This window comes from Aquibacillus kalidii, from assembly GCF_014280935.1.
GTDB classification, from domain to species: domain Bacteria; phylum Bacillota; class Bacilli; order Bacillales; family Amphibacillaceae; genus Aquibacillus_D; species Aquibacillus_D kalidii.
On sequence record NZ_JACLZI010000030.1, the window covers coordinates 84,854 to 109,124 of the forward strand.

General features: G+C 36.0%; 19 protein-coding genes and 1 riboswitch. Of the genes, 7 read left to right on the forward strand and 12 right to left on the reverse strand.

All coding sequences use genetic code 11. The features are described 5' to 3' along the window. Positions 1-117: 117 nt before the first annotated feature. Complete coding sequence (locus H7K77_RS05775) at positions 118-2,052, reverse strand: electron transport protein (RefSeq protein ID WP_186576773.1); 1,935 nt, start codon at positions 2,050-2,052, stop codon at positions 118-120. A 154-nt stretch (positions 2,053-2,206) separates the two neighbouring features. Between H7K77_RS05775 and H7K77_RS05780 the strand changes: the two genes are divergently transcribed. Next, a complete protein-coding gene (locus H7K77_RS05780; RefSeq protein ID WP_186576774.1) occupies positions 2,207-3,586 on the forward strand; it encodes a tetratricopeptide repeat protein in 1,380 nt (459 codons plus the stop codon). A 34-nt stretch (positions 3,587-3,620) separates the two neighbouring features. Here the strand turns inward: H7K77_RS05780 and H7K77_RS05785 are convergent, their stop codons facing one another. After that, positions 3,621-4,502, reverse strand: a complete 882-nt coding sequence (locus H7K77_RS05785) for a DNA-3-methyladenine glycosylase family protein (RefSeq protein ID WP_186576775.1) — start codon at positions 4,500-4,502, stop codon at positions 3,621-3,623. A gap of 137 nt (positions 4,503-4,639) precedes the next feature. Here H7K77_RS05785 and ppx point away from each other — a divergent pair, with 137 nt between their 5' ends. Together ppx and H7K77_RS05795 are read left to right on the forward strand one after the other, a co-directional pair. Beyond that, positions 4,640-6,178, forward strand: coding sequence for an exopolyphosphatase (ppx, locus tag H7K77_RS05790; protein ID WP_186576776.1), 1,539 nt, complete (start codon positions 4,640-4,642; stop codon positions 6,176-6,178). Between the two features lie 90 nt (positions 6,179-6,268). After that, complete coding sequence (locus tag H7K77_RS05795; RefSeq protein WP_186576777.1) at positions 6,269-8,362, forward strand: RNA degradosome polyphosphate kinase; 2,094 nt, start codon at positions 6,269-6,271, stop codon at positions 8,360-8,362. Positions 8,363-8,445: 83 nt separating this feature from the next. Here H7K77_RS05795 and sda read toward each other — a convergent pair whose 3' ends face one another. The 4 genes from sda to H7K77_RS05815 all read right to left on the reverse strand — a co-directional run bounded on the left by sda (position 8,446) and on the right by H7K77_RS05815 (position 11,369). After that, on the reverse strand, positions 8,446-8,592 hold the full coding sequence (gene sda, locus H7K77_RS05800; RefSeq protein ID WP_222599238.1) for a sporulation histidine kinase inhibitor Sda: 147 nt from the start codon (positions 8,590-8,592) through the stop codon (positions 8,446-8,448). Positions 8,593-8,608: 16 nt separating this feature from the next. Beyond that, positions 8,609-8,692: riboswitch (cyclic di-GMP riboswitch) on the reverse strand. 135 nt (positions 8,693-8,827) lie between these two features. Then, positions 8,828-9,613: a delta-lactam-biosynthetic de-N-acetylase gene (gene pdaA, locus H7K77_RS05805; protein WP_186576778.1), complete on the reverse strand. Its 786-nt coding sequence runs from the start codon at positions 9,611-9,613 to the stop codon at positions 8,828-8,830. 77 nt (positions 9,614-9,690) lie between these two features. Next, on the reverse strand, positions 9,691-10,995 hold the full coding sequence (locus tag H7K77_RS05810; RefSeq protein WP_186576779.1) for a Na+/H+ antiporter family protein: 1,305 nt from the start codon (positions 10,993-10,995) through the stop codon (positions 9,691-9,693). A gap of 221 nt (positions 10,996-11,216) precedes the next feature. Beyond that, positions 11,217-11,369: an SE1561 family protein gene (locus H7K77_RS05815; RefSeq protein WP_186576780.1), complete on the reverse strand. Its 153-nt coding sequence runs from the start codon at positions 11,367-11,369 to the stop codon at positions 11,217-11,219. A gap of 420 nt (positions 11,370-11,789) precedes the next feature. Between H7K77_RS05815 and H7K77_RS05820 the strand changes: the two genes are divergently transcribed. Continuing rightward, positions 11,790-12,653 carry a mechanosensitive ion channel family protein gene (locus tag H7K77_RS05820; protein ID WP_186576781.1) on the forward strand — a complete coding sequence of 288 codons (864 nt, stop codon included), beginning with the start codon at positions 11,790-11,792 and terminating at the stop codon, positions 12,651-12,653. Between the two features lie 32 nt (positions 12,654-12,685). On the opposite strand, the gene H7K77_RS05825 is transcribed toward H7K77_RS05820, so the two are convergent. Beyond that, on the reverse strand, positions 12,686-13,483 hold the full coding sequence (locus H7K77_RS05825) for a YfkD famly protein (protein ID WP_186576782.1): 798 nt from the start codon (positions 13,481-13,483) through the stop codon (positions 12,686-12,688). 167 nt (positions 13,484-13,650) lie between these two features. Here H7K77_RS05825 and H7K77_RS05830 point away from each other — a divergent pair, with 167 nt between their 5' ends. Further along, positions 13,651-14,826: an MFS transporter gene (locus H7K77_RS05830; RefSeq protein WP_186576783.1), complete on the forward strand. Its 1,176-nt coding sequence runs from the start codon at positions 13,651-13,653 to the stop codon at positions 14,824-14,826. Positions 14,827-14,892: 66 nt separating this feature from the next. On the opposite strand, the gene rbsK is transcribed toward H7K77_RS05830, so the two are convergent. Further along, positions 14,893-15,804 (reverse strand): ribokinase, encoded by a 912-nt coding sequence (gene rbsK / locus H7K77_RS05835; RefSeq protein ID WP_186576784.1) that lies wholly within the window; start codon positions 15,802-15,804, stop codon positions 14,893-14,895. Positions 15,805-16,156: 352 nt separating this feature from the next. Here rbsK and H7K77_RS05840 point away from each other — a divergent pair, with 352 nt between their 5' ends. Then, positions 16,157-18,058 (forward strand): heavy metal translocating P-type ATPase, encoded by a 1,902-nt coding sequence (locus H7K77_RS05840; RefSeq protein WP_328701048.1) that lies wholly within the window; start codon positions 16,157-16,159, stop codon positions 18,056-18,058. Between the two features lie 86 nt (positions 18,059-18,144). On the opposite strand, the gene H7K77_RS05845 is transcribed toward H7K77_RS05840, so the two are convergent. From H7K77_RS05845 to H7K77_RS05855, 3 genes are read right to left on the reverse strand one after another with little or no spacing between them, the layout of a single operon-like run. Next, positions 18,145-18,969, reverse strand: coding sequence for a YihY/virulence factor BrkB family protein (locus H7K77_RS05845; RefSeq protein WP_186576786.1), 825 nt, complete (start codon positions 18,967-18,969; stop codon positions 18,145-18,147). A 21-nt stretch (positions 18,970-18,990) separates the two neighbouring features. After that, entirely contained in the window at positions 18,991-19,332 is a 342-nt protein-coding gene (locus H7K77_RS05850) for a hypothetical protein (protein ID WP_222599239.1), read from the reverse strand. A gap of 6 nt (positions 19,333-19,338) precedes the next feature. Further along, entirely contained in the window at positions 19,339-19,809 is a 471-nt protein-coding gene (locus tag H7K77_RS05855; protein WP_186576788.1) for a low molecular weight protein-tyrosine-phosphatase, read from the reverse strand. Between the two features lie 290 nt (positions 19,810-20,099). On the opposite strand from H7K77_RS05855, the gene H7K77_RS05860 reads away from it, so the two are divergent. Continuing rightward, entirely contained in the window at positions 20,100-21,455 is a 1,356-nt protein-coding gene (locus H7K77_RS05860) for an alanine/glycine:cation symporter family protein (RefSeq protein WP_186576789.1), read from the forward strand. Positions 21,456-21,507: 52 nt separating this feature from the next. Here H7K77_RS05860 and H7K77_RS05865 read toward each other — a convergent pair whose 3' ends face one another. Further along, positions 21,508-23,691, reverse strand: coding sequence for a sensor domain-containing protein (locus H7K77_RS05865; RefSeq protein ID WP_186576790.1), 2,184 nt, complete (start codon positions 23,689-23,691; stop codon positions 21,508-21,510). Positions 23,692-24,271 lie beyond the last annotated feature (580 nt).

Consider the following 24,271-nt stretch of genomic DNA (forward strand, 5'->3'; position numbering starts at 1 on the left):
TACTAATTTATGATTGCAATTATATCAGGTATATATATAATTTGCTAGCAAACCCCCTTGATATACTACATAAACAAAATAGGAAGAAAACTATAAAAAGCTCCCTTCCTAGTCTGTTCATTTCAGTTTTAACAAATAGTTGATTAATGCTTTCTGTTCTTCTCTTGAAAAACCTGTTTGCTTATCAACCCAAAACTCATGTCCCTCTCCAGTAACATGACTGGACTTGAGCGCATCTGAAGCCTGGTTAGCCTCTATCACACGTTTACGTAAATCTTGATCAACCAAGGCCCGTAAGCTATTAAAGGGATCTGGTGGAACACTTTTGTTTACCGTGTTAACAAGTCCTAATTGGTTATCCTTCCCGACAGCTACACCACCATCATGCAGGTATGGCGCAGTCCAATAAAGGCCAAGTAACCCTTTCACCTTATATCCACCTTTCGTCTCACCATGAGCAAAAGATAGCTCTAACTGTTTCTCATCAATCTGATTTCGCGGCACTCTAACAACAGTTGGTTTTTTCGGCAATGGTACAGGAGTATCCGTAGAATACAAACTAGGCTCCCCAAAGATTAGTTCCGTTCTTTTTAATGCTTTAGCCCTCGATGGCTCTGTCCCTATTTCCTCAACTGGGATAACTCTATTATTTGTATAAAAATCTCCTGCATGACAAGAAATACACCCTGCCCGATTAAATACATCTTCTCCAAGAGCCATTTCTTCAGAGGTTACCTCAATTGGAGGAGAAGGTGGAGAAAAGGTATTTTGTAAAACTGACATACCATTTACTTGCTCCCACGCGTTATACCCTGGTGAACTAATCATATAACCATCTGGAGCAATTGCAGATAACTTGGGTGCTACTGGAGATTTAATTAACTCATTTATACCTGGCACCCCTGGATTTGGGTCAACAGATTTAAAAAACTCCTCTGGCGTTTTATCCCCTTCCCTATCAAATTTATATTTAGCACTTGCTGCATTTTGTAAGATAATACCTAGATACGTTTGCTTCCCTAAACCAAACAACTCGTTACTTACATGCATTTGCGATAAACTATCGGTATTTTGCGCGTGAACATTATTACTAAATACATTTAATCCATTAAAGGGTCCAACTGTAGAAAAACCACTCCACCCATAGGGATGATCACCCAGTGTAAATGAATCTGGAATTTGTGTTGGATTATTTATCCAATCAATTGTTGTATCAAAGCTACCTGCGGGCCACTTTTCAATCGTTTCATCCACCGCTTTTTCAAACTTTTCTGAGTCAGGAAGTGACTTCTTCCAATCATCTTTCCCCTTTTCATCGAGAGTTGCTAAATATTGTTTAACATTCTCTTTTTCACCGTGAGTAAAAAAAGCCGCAGAGTTTGAAGCCAAAGCCATTAATAGTCCACCATCTAAGTCTACATTTGGAGCACCCTCAATAATATTATGAGTATCTCGATCCACTGTGGCATGACATGCAGCACAGCTAACTCCAACTTTAGCTTTGCCATTTTCAAATTTTATTGGCATCCCCAAAGCTGTGTAAGCTCCCTTAGGAACATCAATACCCGTGTCAACCTTCTCTCCCTTTTTATAAACCTTATCCCCTACTTTAAAATCTTCGGCAAGCTCTACTCTCAAATTACTTGTACCCTCACCTTTTAATTTAACAATTGCTTTGGCAAGGTTCGTTAACGTCAAAGGTCCGTCCATAAGTCCCATCACGTCCGTAAAGAAGTCTTCATTATTAAACGTTTCTTCATAAAAGGCTTTTCGTCCCGTATTTAATAATTCCTGATCAATACTAACTGCACCATTCTCTGGAAGCAATTTAGCTTTATCTATTAAATCAAGCTGATTTCTCTTAATCGTTTCACCAAAGTAATCATATTTTGCTTCCGTTCGATAACTCGTTATCTTTTCTATATCCATTCCATCAAGTGTATCTTCTTTAGATGGATTGTAAGCATATTCCGGTTTTAAAATAAAAGCAGCACCCACTGCCAATCCTATTATTAATATGATCGATACAAGCATCCACTTTCCAAACCGCATAGTAAAACTCCTTATTCATTCTAGATAAGATAAGTTTTAGCCAGGATATAAAATAATATGCTTGTTCTTACATCTTTCTAAAACCTGTTGTTTGTTTAGAACATTATTGAATTTTATATGGTATGATGGATATAATTTAAGAGGGGGTTTGATGATGGAAATACAAATTTATCTTAATAAAAAGTCTATTGATGGAAAACCAACTCAAGTGGTCATTTATAAGCAATGTAAAATTATGGAGGTAGTTGATAACCAGAACAACTTCTATTACTTAATATTTCATAAGAACAAATTTATAAATGGTAAAAAGACAAACATCATACAACTTAATTCTTACTTACACAAAGCGTTAGTTAAAGGTTTCACCTTCCCAAGCGAACACCCAGTTCTCTCCGAATTAGTAACGATGCAAAAGTCCATTCAATTTCAACTTATACGCTTCAATCAATTATTTAAAAAACTACAAAATCATTATCCTCCAGCAGAGATAATACAAATCTTCAGTTACTTTGATGCCTTTATACCAAATGATCAGCTTAAAAAACTAGTGAAAAACACGTACTACTCTTATCGTCGTGAAGGCAAGTTATATCATGCATACCGTACGTTGAAAAATTTTCAACAGAATTTTTCAGAGGATACTTTTACAAATGACATGGTCAACCAACTGGAATTCCAGTCATTCAACAACCAGTATCAAGATATTGAAACGTTAGAAATGTCAAAGAAGGATTTAGATTTTGTTGAATCATACTATTTCAACACGATTTCTAGACCGTCTAGTCAGGAAAAATTAATCTCCCTTTATCAAAAACAGAACAGATGGTTAGATGAATTATGCCTTCATCTAAATCAAGAACCTTCCAATGAAAGTCTTCATAGAATCAACGTACTTTGTCTAGAACAATTTTCCCCGAACCAACAAATTAAAATATGGACCTCCCTGCTAGATAAAATAGAGGAAAACCAACTGTTGCAGGCACAGCTACTCGAAAAATTAATCGAACAAAATAACCCTAATGACACGATATTACTATTGGTTCAGCACGGTATGCAGCCAAGCAAAGCTCAATTATCTACAATTGCAACATACTTTCAACAAGCAGATCAGGAATTAATTGCGTCTATTTTTCCACAGCTAAATAAAAAGCTCCTACAGTTATTTCATAACGATCATAAACTATTAGAGAATCTTGTCCACCGATCAATTACCGCTGTATTTTCTAACTATACACTAAATGAAATTGTTAGTTGGCTAGAACCTTTTCAAGAAGCAGGTATTCACCTCCCTGTCCATCAGAAATTGTTAAAAATGTTGAGACTAGAAGAAAATCCTGACCAGCAATACGCTTTAGGTGAATTGTATTTGGACTTCAACCAAATTAGTAGGTCCATTGATTGCTTTAAATGGGAGATGGAATTAAATCCTGATAATCCACAACCAATTAGACTACTATCCAATATTTACCGTAATATAGGGAATAGGGAAGAAGCAAATACCTACCAACAATTACTTGTTCATATGCAAAAATAACTAATAAATTCGCCTATTGAATCATATAATCAACTTATAAAGGTTTTTCTTCCTCGATACTCCGCCATATCGTTTGCGTCGCATAGCTACGGAAAGGAGACCATTGTTCGCCCCAACTCTCTATTTCGCGAATATCCGGTTTCTTTTCCCTGTTAAAGTATCGTTTCAGTGCGTTTTGCACACCTATATCGGTTTTAGGTAATAGATTACTTCTTCCTAATCCGAACAACAACCAGTTCTCAGCCGTCCAGTTACCAACACCACGGATTGCAACTAAGCTTTTAATAATTTCTTGATCCTCTTTTTCTGAAAGTTCTTCTAAAGAAAGTTCACCATTTACAACCAGCCTAGAAAGATCAATCACATATTCAGCCTTTCTTCTACTAAACTGTAGATCTTGAAGGGATTGGTAAGGGATATTCGCGACGGTTTCTGGGTCAGGATAAAACCATACACCTTGCCGTCTCTCGCCGTATTTCTCGACGAAGCGTTTGGTTAATGTATGAGCGAAACTCATATTTAACTGTTGATGGATAATTGTTTTGATTATTGACTGATAAAGATCCCAATCCTTCACAACAGGTGTTCCCGGGTAAAGCTCAAAAAGGGATGCTAAGTTTGTCTGCTTAAAATGTTTGGTAATGTCATTTAAATTTCTATTCCATAGGAAAATATCTACTACAATATCTAGTAGCGACTCCTTGTCATTTCTACTATTACTTTTGATTACAAAAGAAGGCTTGTCTGTCGAACCTCTAGACTCCACTTCAATCACATGCTTGTCTGTGTTTAATTGAATAGGGATATGCACTTTGTTTAATTCCAGATTGACAGTATTAAGTGGGTCCATTGCTAATCGCCTAAGCACATAATCAAAATCATATGTAAAATCAAGTTCAATCTCTTTGGTCCACATGTTTATATCTCCTCACAATACTTATTTGTCATTCAATTATGGAAGGATTTGGACAATAAATCAACAAGATGCTTAACAACTAGTTACGTGTGGTATACTATGTTGCAACAAATCCTACATATAGACAGGGTGATACCATGCAAAAAAATTATTTTGCTATTATAGATATTGGATCAAACACGATGCGACTAGTTATGTATCTTCAGGAAAAAGCCGGTAGATTACGTGAAGTGGAAAATGTAAAAGCAGTGGCACGATTACGGAACCATCTTAACGAAAATGGCGTCTTAACAGAAGAAGGGATTCACATTCTTCTTACTACTTTAAAAAGTTTTAATGAAGTAATCCAAACATATAAAGTTAGTGACTTAATATGCGTGGCAACAGCGACCATTAGACAAGCTAATAATCAAAATGATATTCAACAAATGGTTAGAGAACAACTTGGTTTTGATATGAGGGTACTATCTGAGCACGAGGAAGCATTTTATGGTTATTTAGCAGTTGTTAATTCCACTTCTCTTACAGAGGGGATTACAGTTGACATTGGAGGTGGCAGTACTGAAGTAACCTATTTTAAAGACCGAAAGTTAATCGAATCTCATAGCTTTCCGTTTGGTGCACTTACCTTGAAAGACTTTTATAAAGAAGACACTCCGACAAATGAAGAACTATCTAAATTAAGGACGTTTCTAATTAAAGAGTTTCAATCCTTACCTTGGTTAAAAAACAAACACGTACCACTAATTGGAATTGGCGGTAGTGCGCGTAATCTTGTACAAATTGATCAAAATAAGAAGAAGTATCCTTTAGCAGGGCTACATCAATATAAAATGCAAGATAGTGATATAAGACAAATTAGTCAGTATTTAACAGGACTACCTTTTGACAAGCTCCAAAAAGTAGAAGGACTTTCAAAAGACCGGGCAGATATTATTATTCCTGCTATTGAAGTTTTTCATTGCTTATATCAAACGATGCTAGCAGAGTCCTTTATTTTAAGTCGAAAAGGCCTTCGTGATGGGGTATTTTATGAGCAGCTTTCACAAAGTCTAGGGTCATTTTTATTCCCAAACGTTTTAGAAGATAGTATTCAGGAATTAATTAACGATTTTGATTTGAATCCGAATCAAATTTTACATGTACAATTTTTAACTAGAAAGTTATTCCAGATCCTTCAATCAAATGGCTTCGGTCCATTTAAACAAGCGGATTGGATTTTACTAAAAAGAGCAAGCTTCCTATTCAACCTCGGTGAATATATCGATTCAGAATCAAGTGCACAACATACCTTTTACTTAATAGCTAACCGGACAATTGATGGCTTACTACATAAGGAACGGCTGATGATTGCATTAGTTGCTTCTTTTAGAAACAAGACTATTTTCAAGCAATTTCTACACCCTTATAAAGAATGGTTCCTGAAAGAAGAGCAAAAGAAGCTTCGGCGCTTGGGGGCAATTCTTAAGTTCACCTATTGTTTAGATGCGACCAAAAGACAAGTGATTAAGGATTTCGATGTAAATGTTTCTGATAAATTAATCGAAATAAACCTTTATTGTAGAAAAGATTGGATGCCTGAGGAATACCAAGCGGAAAAGCAAAAGAAGCATTTAGAAAAAGCATTAAAAAAAGATATCACTTTAAATTTCATTAGAATAGAGACCGCTCAATAATTTACAAAAATTTTACATTCTTTTTAATGTAATTTAAAGGAAAAAGTTATACGATTAGTTGGAGAAACTATCGACAAAGGATGATAGGGGATGTCAATATTAGACAAAGTTAATGACTTAGATAATCCGTTATATTATAACAACCGGGAAACCAGTTGGCTTTCTTTCAATGAAAGAGTTCTGGAAGAGGCTTATGATCAGAGTAATCCATTGTTGGAAAGGCTTCGATTTTTAGCAATTACCTCATCCAATTTAGATGAATTTTTCATGGTAAGAGTAGCAGGCCTTAAGGATCAAGTTAAGGCTGGTTTTAATAAAAGTGATAATAAATCGGGGTTAACACCAAAACAGCAGCTTAAGCTAATTGCTGAGCTAAGCCATGAACATGTTAATAAACAATATTTAATCTACCGAGAACTGCAAGTACCTTTAAGACGGGAAAACATTTCGATGGTGTCAATTGATGATTTATCCGGCGAAGAATTGCTCAAACTTGAGGATTACTTCGATGAGCACATATTTCCTGTATTAACACCAATGGCCATTGATGCCTATCGCCCATTTCCAATGCTTTTAAATAAGTCGATTAATCTGGCTGTAACATTAGAAGATAGCTTTGACTTAGAAAACAATCAAAAGAAAACAGCCATTGTTCAAGTGCCCGCCCTATTAGATCGTTATATTACAACTCGTGATAATCACTATGTCTTATTAGAAGACATTATTGGGCATTTTATTCATAAATTCTTTAAAGGATACCATGTCCACTCGATCACCGAGTTCCGCATTACGAGAAACGCTGATATGACGATTCATGAAGAAGGTGCAAGGGATTTATTAAAGGAAATCGAAAAGGAATTAAGACGCAGAAAATGGGGCTCTGCTGTACGACTAGAAGTTCGTGAAGACAAATATGATCAAAGTATTGTTAACTTTTTAATGCGTGTATTAGAACTCCATCAAAATGATTTATATGTTGTTCACGGACCATTGGACCTAACGTTTATCTTTGACTTCTATAAAAACTTATTTACAGAAAATGAACACCTTGTTTATCAAACACTTATACCCCAGCCCCCTCAAGATATGAATAGTAAAGAAAGTGTATTCGATGCTGCTAAAGAACGAGACTTATTTTTACACCACCCTTACGAATCATTTGAGCCCGTCGTTGATTTAATAACTGATGCAGCTGACGATCCAGATGTATTAGCGATTAAACAAACCTTATATCGTGTAAGTGGTGATTCTCCAATTATTGCCGGGTTAAAAAGGGCAGCAGAAAAAGGAAAACAAGTAACTGTACTAGTTGAATTAAAAGCAAGATTCGATGAGGAAAAGAATGTACAGTGGGCAAAAGAGTTAGAAAAGGCTGGCTGTCATGTGATTTATGGAATGAGTTCTTTGAAAACGCACAGTAAGATAACGTTAGTTGTTAGGAAGAAGCATGGGAAAATTGAAAGGTTTGTTCACTTAGGTACTGGTAATTATAATGATCAGACAGCCGCATTTTATACAGATATGTCTCTGATTACCACAAAGCGCAAATTCGGCGTTGATGCTACTAATTTTTTCAACTATTTAAGTGGATACACTGAAAAACCTACCTTCCATCATATCTCAATGGCACCATACGATATTCGTAAGGACTTCCTTGCATACATTGATCAAGAAATCTCCTTTCATCGAAAATATGGTAATGGTAGGATTGTTGCCAAGATGAATTCGCTAACAGATAAACCTTTAATTAAAAAGTTTTATGAAGCATCACAGGCTGGTGTTGAAATAGATTTGATTGTACGAGGCATATGCTGTTTGAGACCTGGTATTAAAGGAATTAGTGATAACATTAATGTCCAAAGTATTGTAGGTCGTTTCCTTGAACATAGCCGCATCTATTATTTTCATCACAATGGCGAAGAAAAAATATTCTTATCTTCTGCAGACCTGATGACTCGAAATATGGTAAAGCGGGTAGAGTTGTCATTCCCAATATACGAAGGCAAAATCAAGGCAAGAATTAAAAACATTCTTTCAATTATATTGAGAGATAACGTCAAATCCCGTGTCCAAGATGCTAATGGTTATTACCAGTACAGTACAGATGGAATTGATGAGGAAATTATTGATAGCCAGATGATCTTGTACAATATGGCTTATCAAGTATTAGATGATGAGGAATAAAAACTTATTATCACAAAAACACACAACTTATTTCCAAAGTTGTGTGTTTTTGTTAACACGGTAGTGTATGATACTATTTAAAACTATTCATCATTTAACTCAATATCTAGATTTCTTTGGGAAATTTCTCTTTTTAGCAACTGGATAAAGTCCTTACTAAGATTACTCGAGACAGCTTTGAGATAGGCTTCAATTAGATCTTCGTCACATAAACTCTTGATGCTACACATAAAAGCACAACCTCCCCTAAATTCAGTCGGTTGCACTAGTCGCTCCAGATTATTTAAGTGCCCAGATACAAATAACCTTTCTTCGCTTTCTGTTATTCAAATAATATAACGATACTCGAAATTTTTCAATACATTTAGCTAACAATTATTTGTTAATCATATTTATAGTATTTATAACCCAGTACCATCTAAAACATAAGAAAAGGGCATCCACAAAAAGTGAACACCCTTAGACCTATAACCCAAAAACAGACTGTGGAATCATATCTTTTAAAACTAAATCATCGAGGCTCTTGAAAGTGTAACCTTGTTTCCTTAAATCATCGATCATGTACTCTAATGCTTCTGCATTATCTTTAGAAACTGTATGGAGTAGAATAACAGCACCAGGATGGATTTGGTCAATCACTTGTTTGTAAGCTTTCTCCCAACCTCCTTGGCTACCTGTATTCCAATCGACAAATGCCAAAGACCAAAACATATGGATGTAGCCAAATTCGTTTGCCCATTTAATTGTCTGTTCATTGAATGTCCCTTTAGGAGGGCGGACAAACTTCATTTTGTCTTGTGTCGTTATATCAGCAACTGATTGTTCCAATGTATCTAGTTCTTTCTTTAATTTTTCTTTTGACAAGGAAGTAAAATCGGGATGATGGTAAGAGTGATTACCGATAATATGTCCTTCCTTAGCCATTCGTTTTATCAGCTCAGGTTGATCATCAACATAGTGACCAGTAACAAAAAATGTAGCTGGAACTTCTTTCTTCTTCAGTACATCTAATATTTGACCTGTATAACCAGCTTCATACCCGTTATCAAATGTTAAATAGACGACCTTCTCACCTGAATCATCTATATAATAGCCACCATTATCCTCGAGAATTTGTCCGTATTTACCGACTTGTGGAGGCTGATGGTTCTCCCCCTTTTTATATCCCCAGCCGTAGCTAGAAGCTTGTATCGAAAGCGGAAATGCTAAACAGAGCATAATTGTTAGCATTAGTAAGACTGATTTCTTCATAAATATCACCCCGTTTTTTTCTTTTATTTTCTCAAGATCTCCGGGTTTTTATGCAGAATAACAGTCAGAACTTATGACTATAATACTAATGAAGCGATCCATCCAAAGATAAACAGTGGAATATTATAATGAATAAATGTTGGGACACAGGTATCCCAAATGTGATTATGTTTTCCATCAGCGTTCAAGCCTGAAGTAGGCCCTAACGTGCTATCAGATGCCGGTGAACCAGCATCCCCTAGCGCACCAGCTGTTCCTATTAGTGCCGCAATAGCCATCGGTGAAAAACCAGCAGCTATACAGATCGGAACATATAAAGCAGCGATTATAGGTACTGTTCCAAACGATGAACCTATTCCCATTGTAATTAGTAGTCCAACTAACAACAGTACGAAGGCAATAAATGCTTTATTGTCCCCAAGCATTGATGACGATGCTTCCACAAGGTCAGCAACAGCACCTGTTTCCTGGATGATATGCCCAAAACCTGATGCCACAAGCATAACAAAGGCGATCGTCCCCATCATTGATACCCCTTGGGTTATTACCGTCTCTCCTTGTTTAAATGGAACAACGAAGAAAATAAACATTAGAATAAGTCCCGTTAATGCTCCGATAATTAAACTATTCGTACCCAATTGAACAGCAAGCGCTGCTACAATAGCCACAATTGTTAACAAATGTTTTCTTTCGAATTTTTGTGCTTCTATTTCAGTTACTTCCCCTGTTTCGCTAACAACATCACTTGAAACAACTCGATCCTTCCGATAGGTAATGAAAATGGCAACAAGTAAGCCTACTATCATACCTGATCCAGGGATCAGTAAAGAAAGTGCCACTTCATTTTTCGTAATAAATACTCCACTTGACTCCATTCCTTTTAGGATCGTTTCATGAAATAACAGACCGTATCCTAGTGGTATCATAATATAAGGTGCTTTTAACCCGAATGTTAAAGCACTAGCGACCCCACGTCGATCGATCTTCATCTGGTCAAATAACTTCAATAATGGCGGTATTAATATTGGAATAAAAGCAATATGCACTGGAATTAAATTTTGTGAAAAAGATGCGATTCCAGCAATCACTAATAGCATAACCGTTTTCTTTCCAGTTAACTTCTTGATTAAAAATTTAACTAATAAATTCGTAATTCCTGTATAACTTATTGCGATGGCAAACGCACCTAACAATATGTAACTAAGCGCAGTGCTTGACTGTCCTCCCATACCATCAACTAACATTTCTACTGTATCTACTACTGATAAACCAGAAAGTAGTCCTGCCGTTATAGCCGCTAAAATGATAGCAATGATAACATTTACTCGTAATAAACTTAGTATGATCATGACTAGGACAGATATGATTATTGCAGAAGCCATTTCTTTTTTCCCCTCTCTAATGCTTTTCCATTCTTTATCTCTTTATTGCTTTACCATAATAAAGTATTAAAATAAAAAAATCAACCGGAAAAATTTCACACCGGTTGTAAGATTATATAAAAGAGTGACCGAGAGACAACAAAAACTACCAAATGGGAACGCAAGCTTCGATACATTTTATGTTGCTTATCGAAAAAAAATTCCATACTTCTTCCCAGGACCTATTGTAAATCTTGTTCCATTTTCTCAATAAATTGAATTAACTGGTCTATATCTGAAATAGATGTTTTTTCAGGATCCAATGTGTCCAACTTTGCCAAAAAACCTTCTAAATGAGCTTTTAACTGATCAATTTTATCGTTTTGTTGTAACATTATGTTTTACTCCCTTTTCGTTATCTTTTCCTATCCTAATACGAAATCACTATATTGTCTAGCATTCCCAATTTGACCGCTAAGCATAATTCAAAAAATAGTATAATTACAAAAGATCGGCTTAATTCAATTAGTAGATGTTAAGATGCTATTGTTTCTTCCGATATCTAGGCTAATCGGATGAGTTTGTGGTTATCTAATAGGGCAAATGAAGCGATGTACACTGCAAAGAAATCGGGTAAGAACAATTATTTTATCTCACCATAAAATAATTAGAGTGTACCCTATTGAATAATTCCATTTCCCCAATAATTTTCAGTGTCACCGTCATGAAATAGAAAACAGCTAGTATCGAGTACCATTCTCCTCATGGAAAGCATTCATAATTAGGGTTCAGTAAGTTCTTGTTGGAGGTCTACTATGAATGTATCCGTTCTGAAAGAATATATTGGGCAAGCTCAGGATAACCCTATATTTAAAGTTGTATTAGGTGCAATCATCGCTATTACCTTGGTTTTTACTTTTAGGAAGTTAATTCGTACTTTTTTTAGAAGAACAGATTTTTTAAGTGAAAGAAACGAACAAACAATTGAATCCATGTTTAATTCCATTATTAAATATACTGCAACATTTGGGTTTATTGTTTACGTACTTCATGTTTATGGTGTCAAAGTTGGCAGTATTTTGGCTGGTGCCGGCATAATTAGTGTTATTGTTGGCTTTGGTGCTCAGAGTATTATAAGGGACCTGATAGCAGGAGTGTTTTTACTTTACGAAAAACAATTGCATCAAGGGGACTGGGTTATTATAAATAATACTCACCAAGGTTCGGTAGAAGAAATTGGGTTACGTTTCTTAAAAATCCGCGAATGGTCAGGTGCTTTATTAACCATTAATAATGGCCTAATCCTAACAATTGCCAATTTGAATATATCTAAAATGAGGATTATCGAACGTGTTACAATTAGCTTTTATGAGGATCCTCAAAAAGTAACAAATGTACTGGAACAGGCTTGTGTTCGACTCAATAATGAATTGGATACGCTACTAAAAAAAGATGATCAAGGCATTGCGATAGAACCATTTAGCTTTTATGGAATGACTTCTGTTAATGATGGATATAGAGGTTATCAATATGCAATTACTGGTTTATGTAAGGATGACGTTTATTTTACAACAGGAAAACAAACCAGACAAATCATTGCGCAATCCCTATATTCAGAAAATATTCAAATGGCTGAGCAACAAGTCGATCTACGGAATAGTAATGCAAAAAGAGAGTAAATCATCTTTAGATCTACTCTCTTTTTCTTACTCTATTTTAAATTAAATGAAAAGGAAATATGATCTTGAATTGGAATCCAAGCGCCAATTCCTTGTTTTGTTACATTTTTAACGATTAACTCTTTATCTGACCCTTTAAGCTTCAAATATACTTCACCAAATGTTACTTGCCCTTTTTCTCCAACAGCGGGAGCAAATGCTTTTAAATATCCCATTTTTTTAACGGGTACAGAATATGAATTATCAAGTTTTGTGTTTTTACCTACAACAGCGTTAAAGGATAACGGTAGGTCCATTTTTTCTTTTGCCTGCAACAACATCATTCGCTTAATTTGGTCAGGTTTTTCAATCTTTGCAGTTAGTGCTCCTTTAATATGCTCTTCCTCTTTCTGATTATAGCTCATCTTTTCCTCAGTATCTCCACCAATGTTGTTCAACTCATTCGTGTTTATTTCTTGGTATTCCCAATTTACATTTGTCTCATTTGACTTATAGCTTAATGGCCAATGACCTAGATAAATCATTCCACGATAGCCAAATGCTATGGGTGAAGGTTTGATCGAACTTTCATTTAACATTTTGATCAAATCCGGGTTTTCAATTTCCACATCTGCTTCATCAATTAAATCCTTAACCAAATCACTCGGTTCCAAAATCATTTCATCTTTTGTGGAGTTCGGATAGGTATTTTCCTTAGAAATATTTAATACGTGGCTTGGAAGTTCACTATCTTTAATAGCCTCTGGCTTTTTTACATCCTTAGCATTTATTGAGATAGGAGCAATCACAGAAACAACCATTACAACGACAATTGAAAGTATTTTCTTCATGCTACCCAATCCTTTCTTTTATTTTTTTTAGTATTTTCGTGACAGAACAATGTTATGCACAGCTTTATCGATTAAGATACAATGTTCGAATACATAATTGTTCCTTCGCATAGGATTTTCTTGTATCATATAGTTTGTTACGAATTAAAAAAGGTATTGGTGATAACATGAGACAGCACAAATATAGACTGTGGATTTTAGTATGTGTAGTAGCTATTTCTGGCCTTAGTCAAGGAATGCTATTACCACTTATTGCAATTATTTTTGAAAATAGTGGTGTATCTTCTTTCTTAAACGGGGTTAATGCTACAGGGTTATACATAGGTGTACTCCTAGCGTCTCCATTTATGGAGCAACCTCTTCGCAAATGGGGCTATAAACCACTCATTTTATTTGGAGGTTTATTAGTATTTAGTGCACTTGCTCTTTTCCCCTTATGGAAAACGTTTTGGTTCTGGTTCTTTTTACGCCTCTTGATAGGGATAGGTGACCATGCCTTGAACTTTGGTACCCAAACATGGATTACAGACTTCTCACCTAAACATAAGCGTGGAAGAAACATTGCGTTATATGGGTTGTTTTTCGGAATAGGGTTCGCTGTCGGACCACTAATGACTCCATTAGTGGAAATTAATGAGTCTCTTCCATTCATCGTATCTTCTATCTTGTGCTTAATCGGTTGGTGTTTCGTTTTTACATTGAAAAATGAACTCCCGGAACAAGATATGGAAATGAGCTCCTTTTTCGACACGTTCAAACGCTTTTCAGTTGCTTTAAAATATGGCTGGATAACATTTTTACCTCCCCTTGCTTACGGATTTCTCGAAGCAGCTTTTAACGGAAGCTTTCCGGTATATGCACTGAGGATAGGACTTGAAGTACATAATGTATCGATTTTCTTAGCATCGTTTGCAATCGGCGGTATTATTTTCCAACTCCCTTTAGGGATGATGAGTGATAAATATGGCCGCAGAAATATTTTGTTAATTGCACTATCTGTTGGGTTTATAAGTTTTACCTTTGCTGGACTTTTAGAACAATCATTTATTGGATTAGTTGTTTGTTTATTCATTGCTGGCATCTTTGTAGGCTCTATATTCTCGCTTGGTGTTTCCTACATGACAGATGTTATGCCAAAAAATCTTCTACCCACCGGGAATTTAATGTGCGGTATATTTTTCAGCTTCGGTAGCTTAATCGGGCCATCACTTGGTGGCTTATTTATTGAATTTTTACAGGGGGTTAGCTTTTTTACGATCATTAGTAGCTTATTCCTGATCATTTGTTTAATCATTTTAATATGGGGTAAACCTTCTTCCCAACAACTAAATCAACCCTCATAAAAAGTAGCAGAGCGTCTTCTGCTACTTTTTTTATAAGGGTTGATTTAATTTCTTCTTTTATCTTTTTTACATATGCTGCTTCACTTCCTCTAACAAAGGCATACCATCTTGTGCACCAAACCTCGTAACCGCTAGGCCTGATACGGTAACAGCAAAATTCAGTGTTTTTTCCAACGACCAATTTTCAGCTATCCCATATGCTAATGCCCCATTAAATGAGTCACCAGCACCAGTAGTATCGACTACGCTTCCTAATGATCTAGAAGGGATAATATTCAGCTCGCCATCAGACCAGTAAGCACACCCTCGTTCACCAAGCGTTACAATTAATTCAGATGTGTACATCTGCCTCCAATCCAGAAAAGCATTTCTAAGTTGATCGTCTGTCTTCACCTCTCGGTTTAACAAACTAGCCAATTCTGATTCATTGGGAGTTACATACTCTATATTATTTAATACGTTTGTATTCAATTCAGTCGCTGGTGCAGGGTTCAATATTGTAGCTACTTGGTGTTGTTTCGCAATACTTAATGCATATTCTACTGTTTTTATAGGTATTTCCAATTGCATGAGCAAAACATCCGCATTTATAATGACCTCTTTAACTTCTTCCACATACTCAGGTGTACATTGTTGATTAGCTCCAGGAATAACAATGATACTATTATCCTCAGGTAGATGAACAATTGAAGCAATACCTGTTGGATAGGAGGATGTTCGCTTTATGTTTTCTGTTATTAGATTCTTCTTTGATAACGAATTAATGATTTGATCTCCAAACACGTCATTACCCAAAACACCAAGCATGAAGGCTTCCCCAGTTAATTTGCTAACTGCAACAGCTTGGTTAGCCCCTTTTCCACCTGGTAGATAGTTAATGTTTTCCCCGTGTATGGTCTCACCTATATTAGGATATCTCTTAGTTGATACCACAATATCCATGTTTAAGCTGCCTAATACTACGATTTTCTTTCCCATCTATTCACCTCATTTTGTTAGATACGATACCACTCAAACTAAGTCAAGCATACATTGTCTTCTATTTGAAATGCAATAGAGGCATGCGTTCTCATGTATTCCGTTCTCTTATTTCCTTTAACCAAGTTACCTAATAAGACTGTCATAATTAATCCTTCCCTCTTGACTAAGTAGGTGACTATGATAAAATAAAATTAAATATTACATTATAATTATTTTAATTAAATGAATTACAAAAAAGTTGTTTTAACAGCATAATAGGTAACGTTAACGATTATCATTATCAATTAGAATGGGAAGGGTGATTAATTTGTCACAATTATCAAGAACAATTTTAAATAAGGAATCAGAAATTAGCAGTTATTGGCATTCAATTTATAACAATTTTAATTTATTTTTCAAAAAACACGGTGAGCTAGTCGCAGCTCTAATTAGTGGTATTTTGATTCTGAGCGCATGGACATTCGAAAATAGACTACCTGAGCATAGCCACGTTATGATGCTTCTGTCTGCATTCATTATTGGTGGATTCGCAAAGGCAAAAGAAGGTTTCGAGGAAACAATCAAAGAAAGAGAACTAAATGTTGAAATGCTTATGATATTTGCCGCAATTGGTTCTGCCTTAATCGGCTATTGGACTGAGGGTGCTATTTTGATCTTCATTTTCGCTCTTTCTGGTGCACTGGAAACTTATACAATGAATAAAAGCGAGAAAGAGATCTCTTCTCTCATGGATCTTCAGCCTGAAGAAGCTTTAAGAATTAATAAATACGGTGAGGAAAAAGTTAGTGTCAAAAAACTCCAACTTGGTGACCGTATTTTGATAAAAGCCGGCGAAAGAGTGCCTGCAGATGGGGTAATAATGAAGGGCAGTACTTCTATTGATGAAAGTACGTTAACAGGTGAGGCAATACCTGTTACAAAACAGATTGAAAGTGAAGTGCTTGCCGGAACCGTTAACTTGAATGGTAGCATTGTTGTAGAAATCACCAAATTTGCGAGTGACTCTTTATTTCAAAAAATAATAGACTTAGTTCACTCCGCACAAAGCGAAAAGTCTCCCTCCCAACTTTTTATTGAAAAATTTGAAACTACTTATGTAAAAGTTGTCTTAATAGCTGTTGCCTTGATGATGTTTTTACCCCATTTTATGTTCGGATGGAGTTGGACGGATACTATTTATCGAGCTATGATCCTACTTGTTGTCGCTTCTCCATGCGCGCTTGTTGCATCGATCATGCCTGCGACACTATCAGCAATTTCAACTGGTGCACGAAACGGCGTATTGTTCAAAGGTGGGGTTCATATCGAGAATTTAGCAACCATCGATGCAATTGCCTTTGACAAAACAGGAACTTTAACAAATGGAACACCAACAGTTACAGATATTCATATAGATCCTTCTATCAATGACCATGATTTTTTGTCTATTGTCAGCTCTATTGAAAAAGAATCCAATCACCCTCTAGCTCAAGCTATCGTAAGGGCAAGTCAAGAACGTAGCATTTCTTTTCACTATGAGCTTCAAGAAATGAAGGACACTGCTGGATGTGGAGTAACTGCACAAATAAATAATGAACAATGGAAAATTGGTAATGCAAAGCTAGTCGGAAAAGAATCAGCCAATCATTTTGCGAATGGTATCGCGAACAAATTAGCTCAAGAAGCAAAAACGCTTGTGTATGTTGCTAAGAACAACCAAGTAGTCGGGTTGTTTGCTTTAAAAGATGAATTAAGAACGGATACAGTCCAAGCCATTAAGGCATTGAATAAACTTGGCATTCATACTGTTATGCTTACAGGCGACAACGAAATGACTGCAAAGGCAATTGCAAAGGAAGCAAATATTAAACAGTATATCGCGAATTGCTTACCTGAGGACAAAGTAAATCAGATTAAAGAACTAAATAAAAGCTATCGAAAGGTTGCCATGATCGGTGATGGAATAAACGATGCTCCTGCACTTGCCACTGCAAGTCTTGGTATTGCGATGGGAACTGGAACAGATGTAGCTTTAGAAACAGCAGATGTTGTGTTAATGAAAAATAAACTTTCTAAAATTACGAATGCTATCTCCTTATCAAAACGAATGAATACAGTTATTAAACAAAACGCTGTCTTTTCTATCACTGTCATATTTGTACTGATAGCAGCTAACTTTGCCCAATTCTTAGACTTACCGTTAGGAGTAATTGGTCACGAAGGAAGTACGATCTTAGTAATTTTAAACGGTTTGCGTTTATTAAAAGCGTAAGTTGCTTCAAACAGGAAAGTGTTTGCAAAAGTATTTTTTTAAAAAGGAGACTCTTGTCCTATTAGGAACTGAGTCTCCTTTTTAAACTAGCTATTTTCCAGTTTCATTTCCCTTAGCAACGCATTTATTTCTCCACCTACGATAATGATAATTCCAGATAAATAGAACCAAATCATTAAAATAATGACACCACCAAGACTTCCGTAAGTTGCTGAGTAATTACCAATCGTATTGACATAGTATGAGAAAGCAAGTGATACAAGTTGCCACCCAACTGTAGCAAAGGCTGCACCAAGTGCAACATTTTTAAATTGCACACGTTTGTTTGGCGCAAGTACATATAGCGCAAGCAAAACAATGAAAAATACTATAGATGATATCACCCACCGCAACATATTCCATGCCTCGATAAAACCAGACGACAGACCAACAAATGAAAATAAATAGATCCCAATTGCCTTCCCAAATATCGGTAGTAAAAAGGCAACAATAATCACTAAAAGCATTGCTAATGTTAAAATGATAGCAATGAAACGTGATACAATAAATGATCTATTTTCCTCAACATCATACGCAGCATTAAATGATCTCATAATAGCATTTATTCCATTAGAGGCCGACCAAAGTGTACCTATGATCCCCACCGATAACAGTCCACCATTTTTCTCATTAGCTATTTTTGTTATATTTTCGTTAATTAATTGAACCGTTTCTGCAGGTGCGTAATCGGCTATAAATTTAACTACATCAATCTTTTCGAATGGTAAATATCCAATTAATGTAACTAAAAAGATCATAAATGGAAACAAGGATAATAAAAAGAAATATGCTAACTGTGCAGAAAGGCCAAATACGTCATCTTTTAGAATTCGTTTGACTAATCTTTTGATGAAATCTATAATCTTTTTCACTTGTCTCCCCTTTCTTTATTGTTACTTATTGTCATCAGAGTCAGAGCTTAGTTTTACGTTCAATTGTATGTCCCCATCATCTAATTTACTTACAGAATCTAATGTTTCTTGTATTTTTGCCAATATATCTAGGGCACCTGTAACACCATTAGATATGTTGCTTGAGATATTTATATATCCTTCACGTAGAGATTGAAAACCTTCTGATGGGTTTTTCGCATAGTAGCGTGTTGATGCTTGTGTAGTTTTCACCTTATTCCAAACATCATTCCTTGTGTCTCTATCCAGTAAAGCAAGCAATCCCCCTACTAATGCTCCTAATGCCATCCCTTGTACTAGCTTATTATTTTTCAACCCTTTCATTCCTTCCTATAAGTTATGTGCAGCTCTAATTTCCTTAAACAACTCTTTACACCCTTGGCTAACCAGTTCGTATGTATATTCAAAGTTATTCGTAAAGTAAGGATCAGGAACATTCTCCTCTTTAGGATTTGCAACGAATTCCATTAACCTCTTAACGACAACTTCCCCATGTTGATTACGAATGGCATTCAAGTCATTTATATTCTTTTCATCCATCGCAATAATATAATTAAAATCTTCCCAATCTTTATCCGTTACTTGTCTAGCAGAGATACCTTGATAAGATATGGAAAGGTTATCCAATAGATTTCTAGTCCCTTGATGAGGTGCTGATCCTACATGCCAGTCTCCAATTCCTGCTGAATCGACGATAACCTCATCTGATAAACCCTCTTTTTTTACCAAATCCCGAAAAATAGCCTCGGCCATCGGTGACCTACAAATGTTTCCTAAACAAATAAATAAAACCTTAATCATAGCTATAACCCCTTTCTGTTAACAATTATACTGGACAAGTGGCAAAAGTAAAAAACATTCGTATAACAGCCACTATAGGACAATACACTTTTTATGATTATTGGTAAATAACATAATACAAAAATTAAAATGCTCTTATACAAACAATACCAAGTAGGAAACCGATTAAATAACAAACCTTTGTGAACTTCCTAGCAATAGCTCTAATAAATTACTTAAAATCTATTGACATGCACACTTAATTTTCGGAATATTATAATATTATCCGAAATGATTAGGAGGTTGATGGAATGGCAGATGTTGTTAGTCAAATTAGTGGTTACATATGGGGTCCTCCCTTACTCATCCTTTTAGTAGGAACTGGGTTGTACTTAACCATTCGCCTAGGTTTCTTACAATTTAGGACACTTCCATACGCATTAAAACTAGCTTTCAGCCCAAAAAGACAGGACAAGAAATCAAAAGGAGATATAAGTCATTACCAGGCATTAACTACTGCACTTGCTGCGACAATCGGTACCGGTAATATAGCTGGGGTAGCCGGCGCAGTTATTGCAGGTGGTCCTGGTGCTGTATTTTGGATGTGGATAACAGCCTTACTGGGAATGGCAACTAAATATGCCGAGGCAATTCTTGCTGTTAAATATCGGGTTAAAAATGACAAAGGTCAGTACTCTGGTGGTCCTATGTATTACCTAGAAAAAGGTCTAAACGCCAAATGGCTTGGGGTCTTATTCGCAATCTTTGGAGCAATTGCTGCATTTGGGATTGGGAACATGGTTCAATCTAACACTGTTTCAGATGTATTAAAATCTTCATTCAGTGTTCCAACTTGGGTTACTGGTATTACTCTAGCTATACTAGCAGCATTAGTCATCATGGGAGGGATTAAAAGTATTGGACGAGTAACATCTTACTTCGTTCCCGTTATGGCAGCCTTTTATGTTTTAGGCGGACTTATTATTATTATACTTAACTTTGACTTAGTCCCTGATGCTGTTGGGCTCATTCTTTCCGATGCTTTTACCGGTCAAGCAGTTGCTGGTGGTTTACTCGGTACTGCTATCCGCTATGGTGTAGCACGAGGGGTATTCTCAAATGAAGCAGGCTTAGGTTCTGCACCGATCGCAGCTGCTGCTGCCAAGACAGATTACCCTGGTCGTCAAGCTTTAGTATCGATGACGCAGGTGTTTTTAGACACAATCATCGTTTGTTCGATTACAGGTATTACACTCGTAATGGCGAATCTCTATGGCGGTGGCCTAAAAGGAGCTGAACTTACATCAGAATCCTTTTCATTCTTCCTAGGAGCTACTGGTGAATATATTGTGGCAATTGGTACTGTATTCTTCGCATTTTCTACTATTGTTGGCTGGTCTTATTATGGTGAAAAATGTTTTAGTTATTTGCTAAGCGATAAATTTCTTCCCTTTTACCGCGCCCTATTCGTGTTACTAGTGTTCTATGGTGCTGTGGAAACGTTAGATGTCATTTGGGGCATTGCTGATATAATGAATGGATTAATGGCATTTCCAAACTTAGTAGGCCTTATTGGCCTTTCAGGTGTTGTTGTTGCAGAGACAAGAAAGTTTTTAAAAGTTGCTAAGGAAGAAAAGGAACAAGCAAAACAGGAAGAGTTTAGTTAGATTTAGCTATATAATAAATCCCCCTACAAGAATCTGAGTAGGGGGATCTTTCTTAACTGGCTGTAAGTGATAAGAATTGTCTTTCAATATCTAATGGATCAAGAGGGGTACTAAAGTAGTAGCCCTGGTATAAGTCGCAGTTTTGTTCTTTGATGAACAGTAAGATTTCAGAATCTTCTACGCCTTCCGCTACCACTTTAAGACCAAAAGTATGCGCTAATTGGATCATAGCTTTTATGATTTCTCCACTACTCGATTCCTTCAGAGCATTTTTAACAAATGATTGATCGATTTTAAGATAATTAATTGGAAATTTCCTTAAGTATCCAAAAGAAGAATAACCAGTACCGAAATCATCTATGGATAACGAAATTCCCATCGTTCTAAGAACATTCATTGTTTCAATACAATCTTCTGTATTTTGCATGACACTATTTTCTGTTATTTCAATCTCTAGGAATTCAGGATCCATTCCTGTTTCTTCGATAATTGAGTGAACCTTTTTAGCAAAATCGCTACGTTGTAATTCAATTGCTGAAACGTTAACAGCAATTAACATTGGATCAAATCCAGCCTTTTTCCACTTAACATGTTGATAACAAGCCTCACGGATTACCCATTCACCCAATTGCGTAATTAAACCCGTTTCTTCTGCCAAAGGAATAAACTTACTTGGTGGTATAAATCCTCTTTCTTTATGAAACCATCGAATTAGGGCTTCCATTCCAATAACACGCCCTGTTTCCACATCTATTTTCGGCTGATAATGGAGGACAAATTCATTACTGCTTAACGCACGTCTAATCTCTCCTTCTAAGAGTAGGAGATCATTATACATTCGATTCATTTTCGGTGAATAGAAGAAACGACTATTTCGCCCATTAACCTTTCCATAATGCACAGCAATACTTGCATGGCTAATGAGCTCTTCAGTTGTAATTCCGTCTTTGTAAAACGTACTCATTCCAATGGACGATGTAATAAAGAATTCTTTTCCAACAATCGGGATTGGTTTATTTATTGCTCTACCGACTCTTTCACTTAGTTCCGCTACTATTTCTTGCGGCTCTTTGATAACAGCAATAAATTCATCCCCACCAAACCGATATAAAAGACCATGTGGCTCAATAATAGAGCGTAATCTATTGGAAATTGTTTGTAAAACTTGATCACCAGCGTATTGCCCAAGTGCATCATTGATATATTTTAGTCTATCTATATCACAAAGCATGATCGAAAAAGGTTGATCCCGATTTGAATGCTGAATAAGTTCATCAATATCAACTGTGAATTTAGTGCGATTCGGGAGTTCCGTCAAAGGATCGTGATAGGCAAGATATCTAACCTGTTGTTCCGCCTCCTCAAGAGAGGTAATATCTACAGAGGAACCAATCGCCTCAACTACTTGCCCATCTTTTATAATAGGGGATAGCATCGTGTACAAATAATGGTCTCTAAACTTATGTTTAATAGTTACTTCTTGTCCCTTAAACACCTTTTCCAATTCGCTTTTCACAATTGGAAGGTCTACCTCACCAATATGCTTACCTTCAATTGGTAGATTTCCGATATTGCTATGTTGAGTTATTCCTAACTTTTTCGTTAACTTGCCCTCAACCATCGTACAATAATAGTTATCCTGTCCCGACCTATTCTCAATTCTAAAAACTAGGTTCATTAATTCACGGAAGACTCTTTGATAATCGCTATTTAGTCCACTAATAACTTTTTCCTCTAACTTCACCTTTTCAGTAATATCGGTACGAAAGGCGATAAAGGCACACGGCGGTAAGCCCTCTTCTTCCATTAATGGCACTATCGTTGTATGTAACCAAAGTATCGAACCATCTTTTCTTTTATTACGAATATCCCCATTCCACACTTCTCCAGAAAGAATTGTATTCCACAGACTTTCAAAAAACTGTTTATCATGAAATGCCGAATTTAAAACCTTATGACTTCTATTCAATAACTCTTCTTTAGAGAACTTTGTTAGTTTACAAAAATTATCATCTACATACGTTATCTTCCCATTAATGTCTGTAATCGTTATGGATGAAGACTGCTCTACAGCGAATCTTAACTGCTGATAAGCTTTTAACTGACTATTAATACTTGCTTTTATATCTTTTATTACCGGGAACAAATTATCATTTGTGTTTAAATGCGTTAATTGCTCGAACAGCATATCTAGCTTCTGATTATCAAAGAATTCATCATAGTTTAATAGGGTCATCTGCTTCACCTTTATCAGTAATTGAGAACATTTTTCTTATAGTATATCTAAAATAGCCCAACATAAAAAGAACTATTAAAAAAATTATCAATATATATTGATTTTTGTATTTTTTTGTAATTTCCTTTTTTAAAGTTTGTACATAATTACAAGCAGCAAACCAACCACCTAAGGACAATGCATTTGATAACAAGATCTTGTAAATGGACATTAGAGATAAAATCTGCAGTAACTTTTTATTTCTTCATTCTTTAATTAGTTGAGTGCAAACGCGACACTGCGGAAAAACACTCGCTTTCCGTGGGGAACGCTTCAGCTTCCTCGCTCGCAAAGAACGCTCTCTGTGGGATCTTCAGACTATTCCTTTCCCACAGGAGTCTCGCATTTTTCCTCCGCTTAGTATAGCTTTCTTTTCTAGTGGAAAATGCCGGATTCGTTGATATATTGGTATTTCGTATCACTATACAAAATTAGAATTTATCAATTAGCGTAGGCAGAATACGGAGACTTCTGTGGGAACAGCACGCGTCCGAAGACCCCGGAAGAAGCGTTCTTTGCTGATGAGGAGGCTGAGGCCGTG

Bases quoted from the DNA above. Each gene is read 5' to 3' on its own strand.
- H7K77_RS05850 (WP_222599239.1), bottom strand. From the start codon at position 19,332: ATGAAAGGGTTGAAAAATAATAAGCTAGTACAAGGGATGGCATTAGGA.
- H7K77_RS05785 (WP_186576775.1), bottom strand. From the start codon at position 4,502: ATGTGGACCAAAGAGATTGAACTTGATTTTACATATGATTTTGATTAT.
- H7K77_RS05860 (WP_186576789.1), top strand. From the start codon at position 20,100: ATGGCAGATGTTGTTAGTCAAATTAGTGGTTACATATGGGGTCCTCCC.
- H7K77_RS05780 (WP_186576774.1), top strand. From the start codon at position 2,207: ATGGAAATACAAATTTATCTTAATAAAAAGTCTATTGATGGAAAACCA.
- H7K77_RS05820 (WP_186576781.1), top strand. From the start codon at position 11,790: ATGAATGTATCCGTTCTGAAAGAATATATTGGGCAAGCTCAGGATAAC.
- H7K77_RS05795 (WP_186576777.1), top strand. From the start codon at position 6,269: ATGTCAATATTAGACAAAGTTAATGACTTAGATAATCCGTTATATTAT.
- H7K77_RS05815 (WP_186576780.1), bottom strand. From the start codon at position 11,369: ATGTTACAACAAAACGATAAAATTGATCAGTTAAAAGCTCATTTAGAA.
- ppx (WP_186576776.1), top strand. From the start codon at position 4,640: ATGCAAAAAAATTATTTTGCTATTATAGATATTGGATCAAACACGATG.
- H7K77_RS05830 (WP_186576783.1), top strand. From the start codon at position 13,651: ATGAGACAGCACAAATATAGACTGTGGATTTTAGTATGTGTAGTAGCT.
- H7K77_RS05855 (WP_186576788.1), bottom strand. From the start codon at position 19,809: ATGATTAAGGTTTTATTTATTTGTTTAGGAAACATTTGTAGGTCACCG.
- rbsK (WP_186576784.1), bottom strand. From the start codon at position 15,804: ATGGGAAAGAAAATCGTAGTATTAGGCAGCTTAAACATGGATATTGTG.
- H7K77_RS05775 (WP_186576773.1), bottom strand. From the start codon at position 2,052: ATGCGGTTTGGAAAGTGGATGCTTGTATCGATCATATTAATAATAGGA.
- sda (WP_222599238.1), bottom strand. From the start codon at position 8,592: ATGTGTAGCATCAAGAGTTTATGTGACGAAGATCTAATTGAAGCCTAT.
- pdaA (WP_186576778.1), bottom strand. From the start codon at position 9,613: ATGAAGAAATCAGTCTTACTAATGCTAACAATTATGCTCTGTTTAGCA.
- H7K77_RS05865 (WP_186576790.1), bottom strand. From the start codon at position 23,691: ATGACCCTATTAAACTATGATGAATTCTTTGATAATCAGAAGCTAGAT.
- H7K77_RS05810 (WP_186576779.1), bottom strand. From the start codon at position 10,995: ATGGCTTCTGCAATAATCATATCTGTCCTAGTCATGATCATACTAAGT.
- H7K77_RS05825 (WP_186576782.1), bottom strand. From the start codon at position 13,483: ATGAAGAAAATACTTTCAATTGTCGTTGTAATGGTTGTTTCTGTGATT.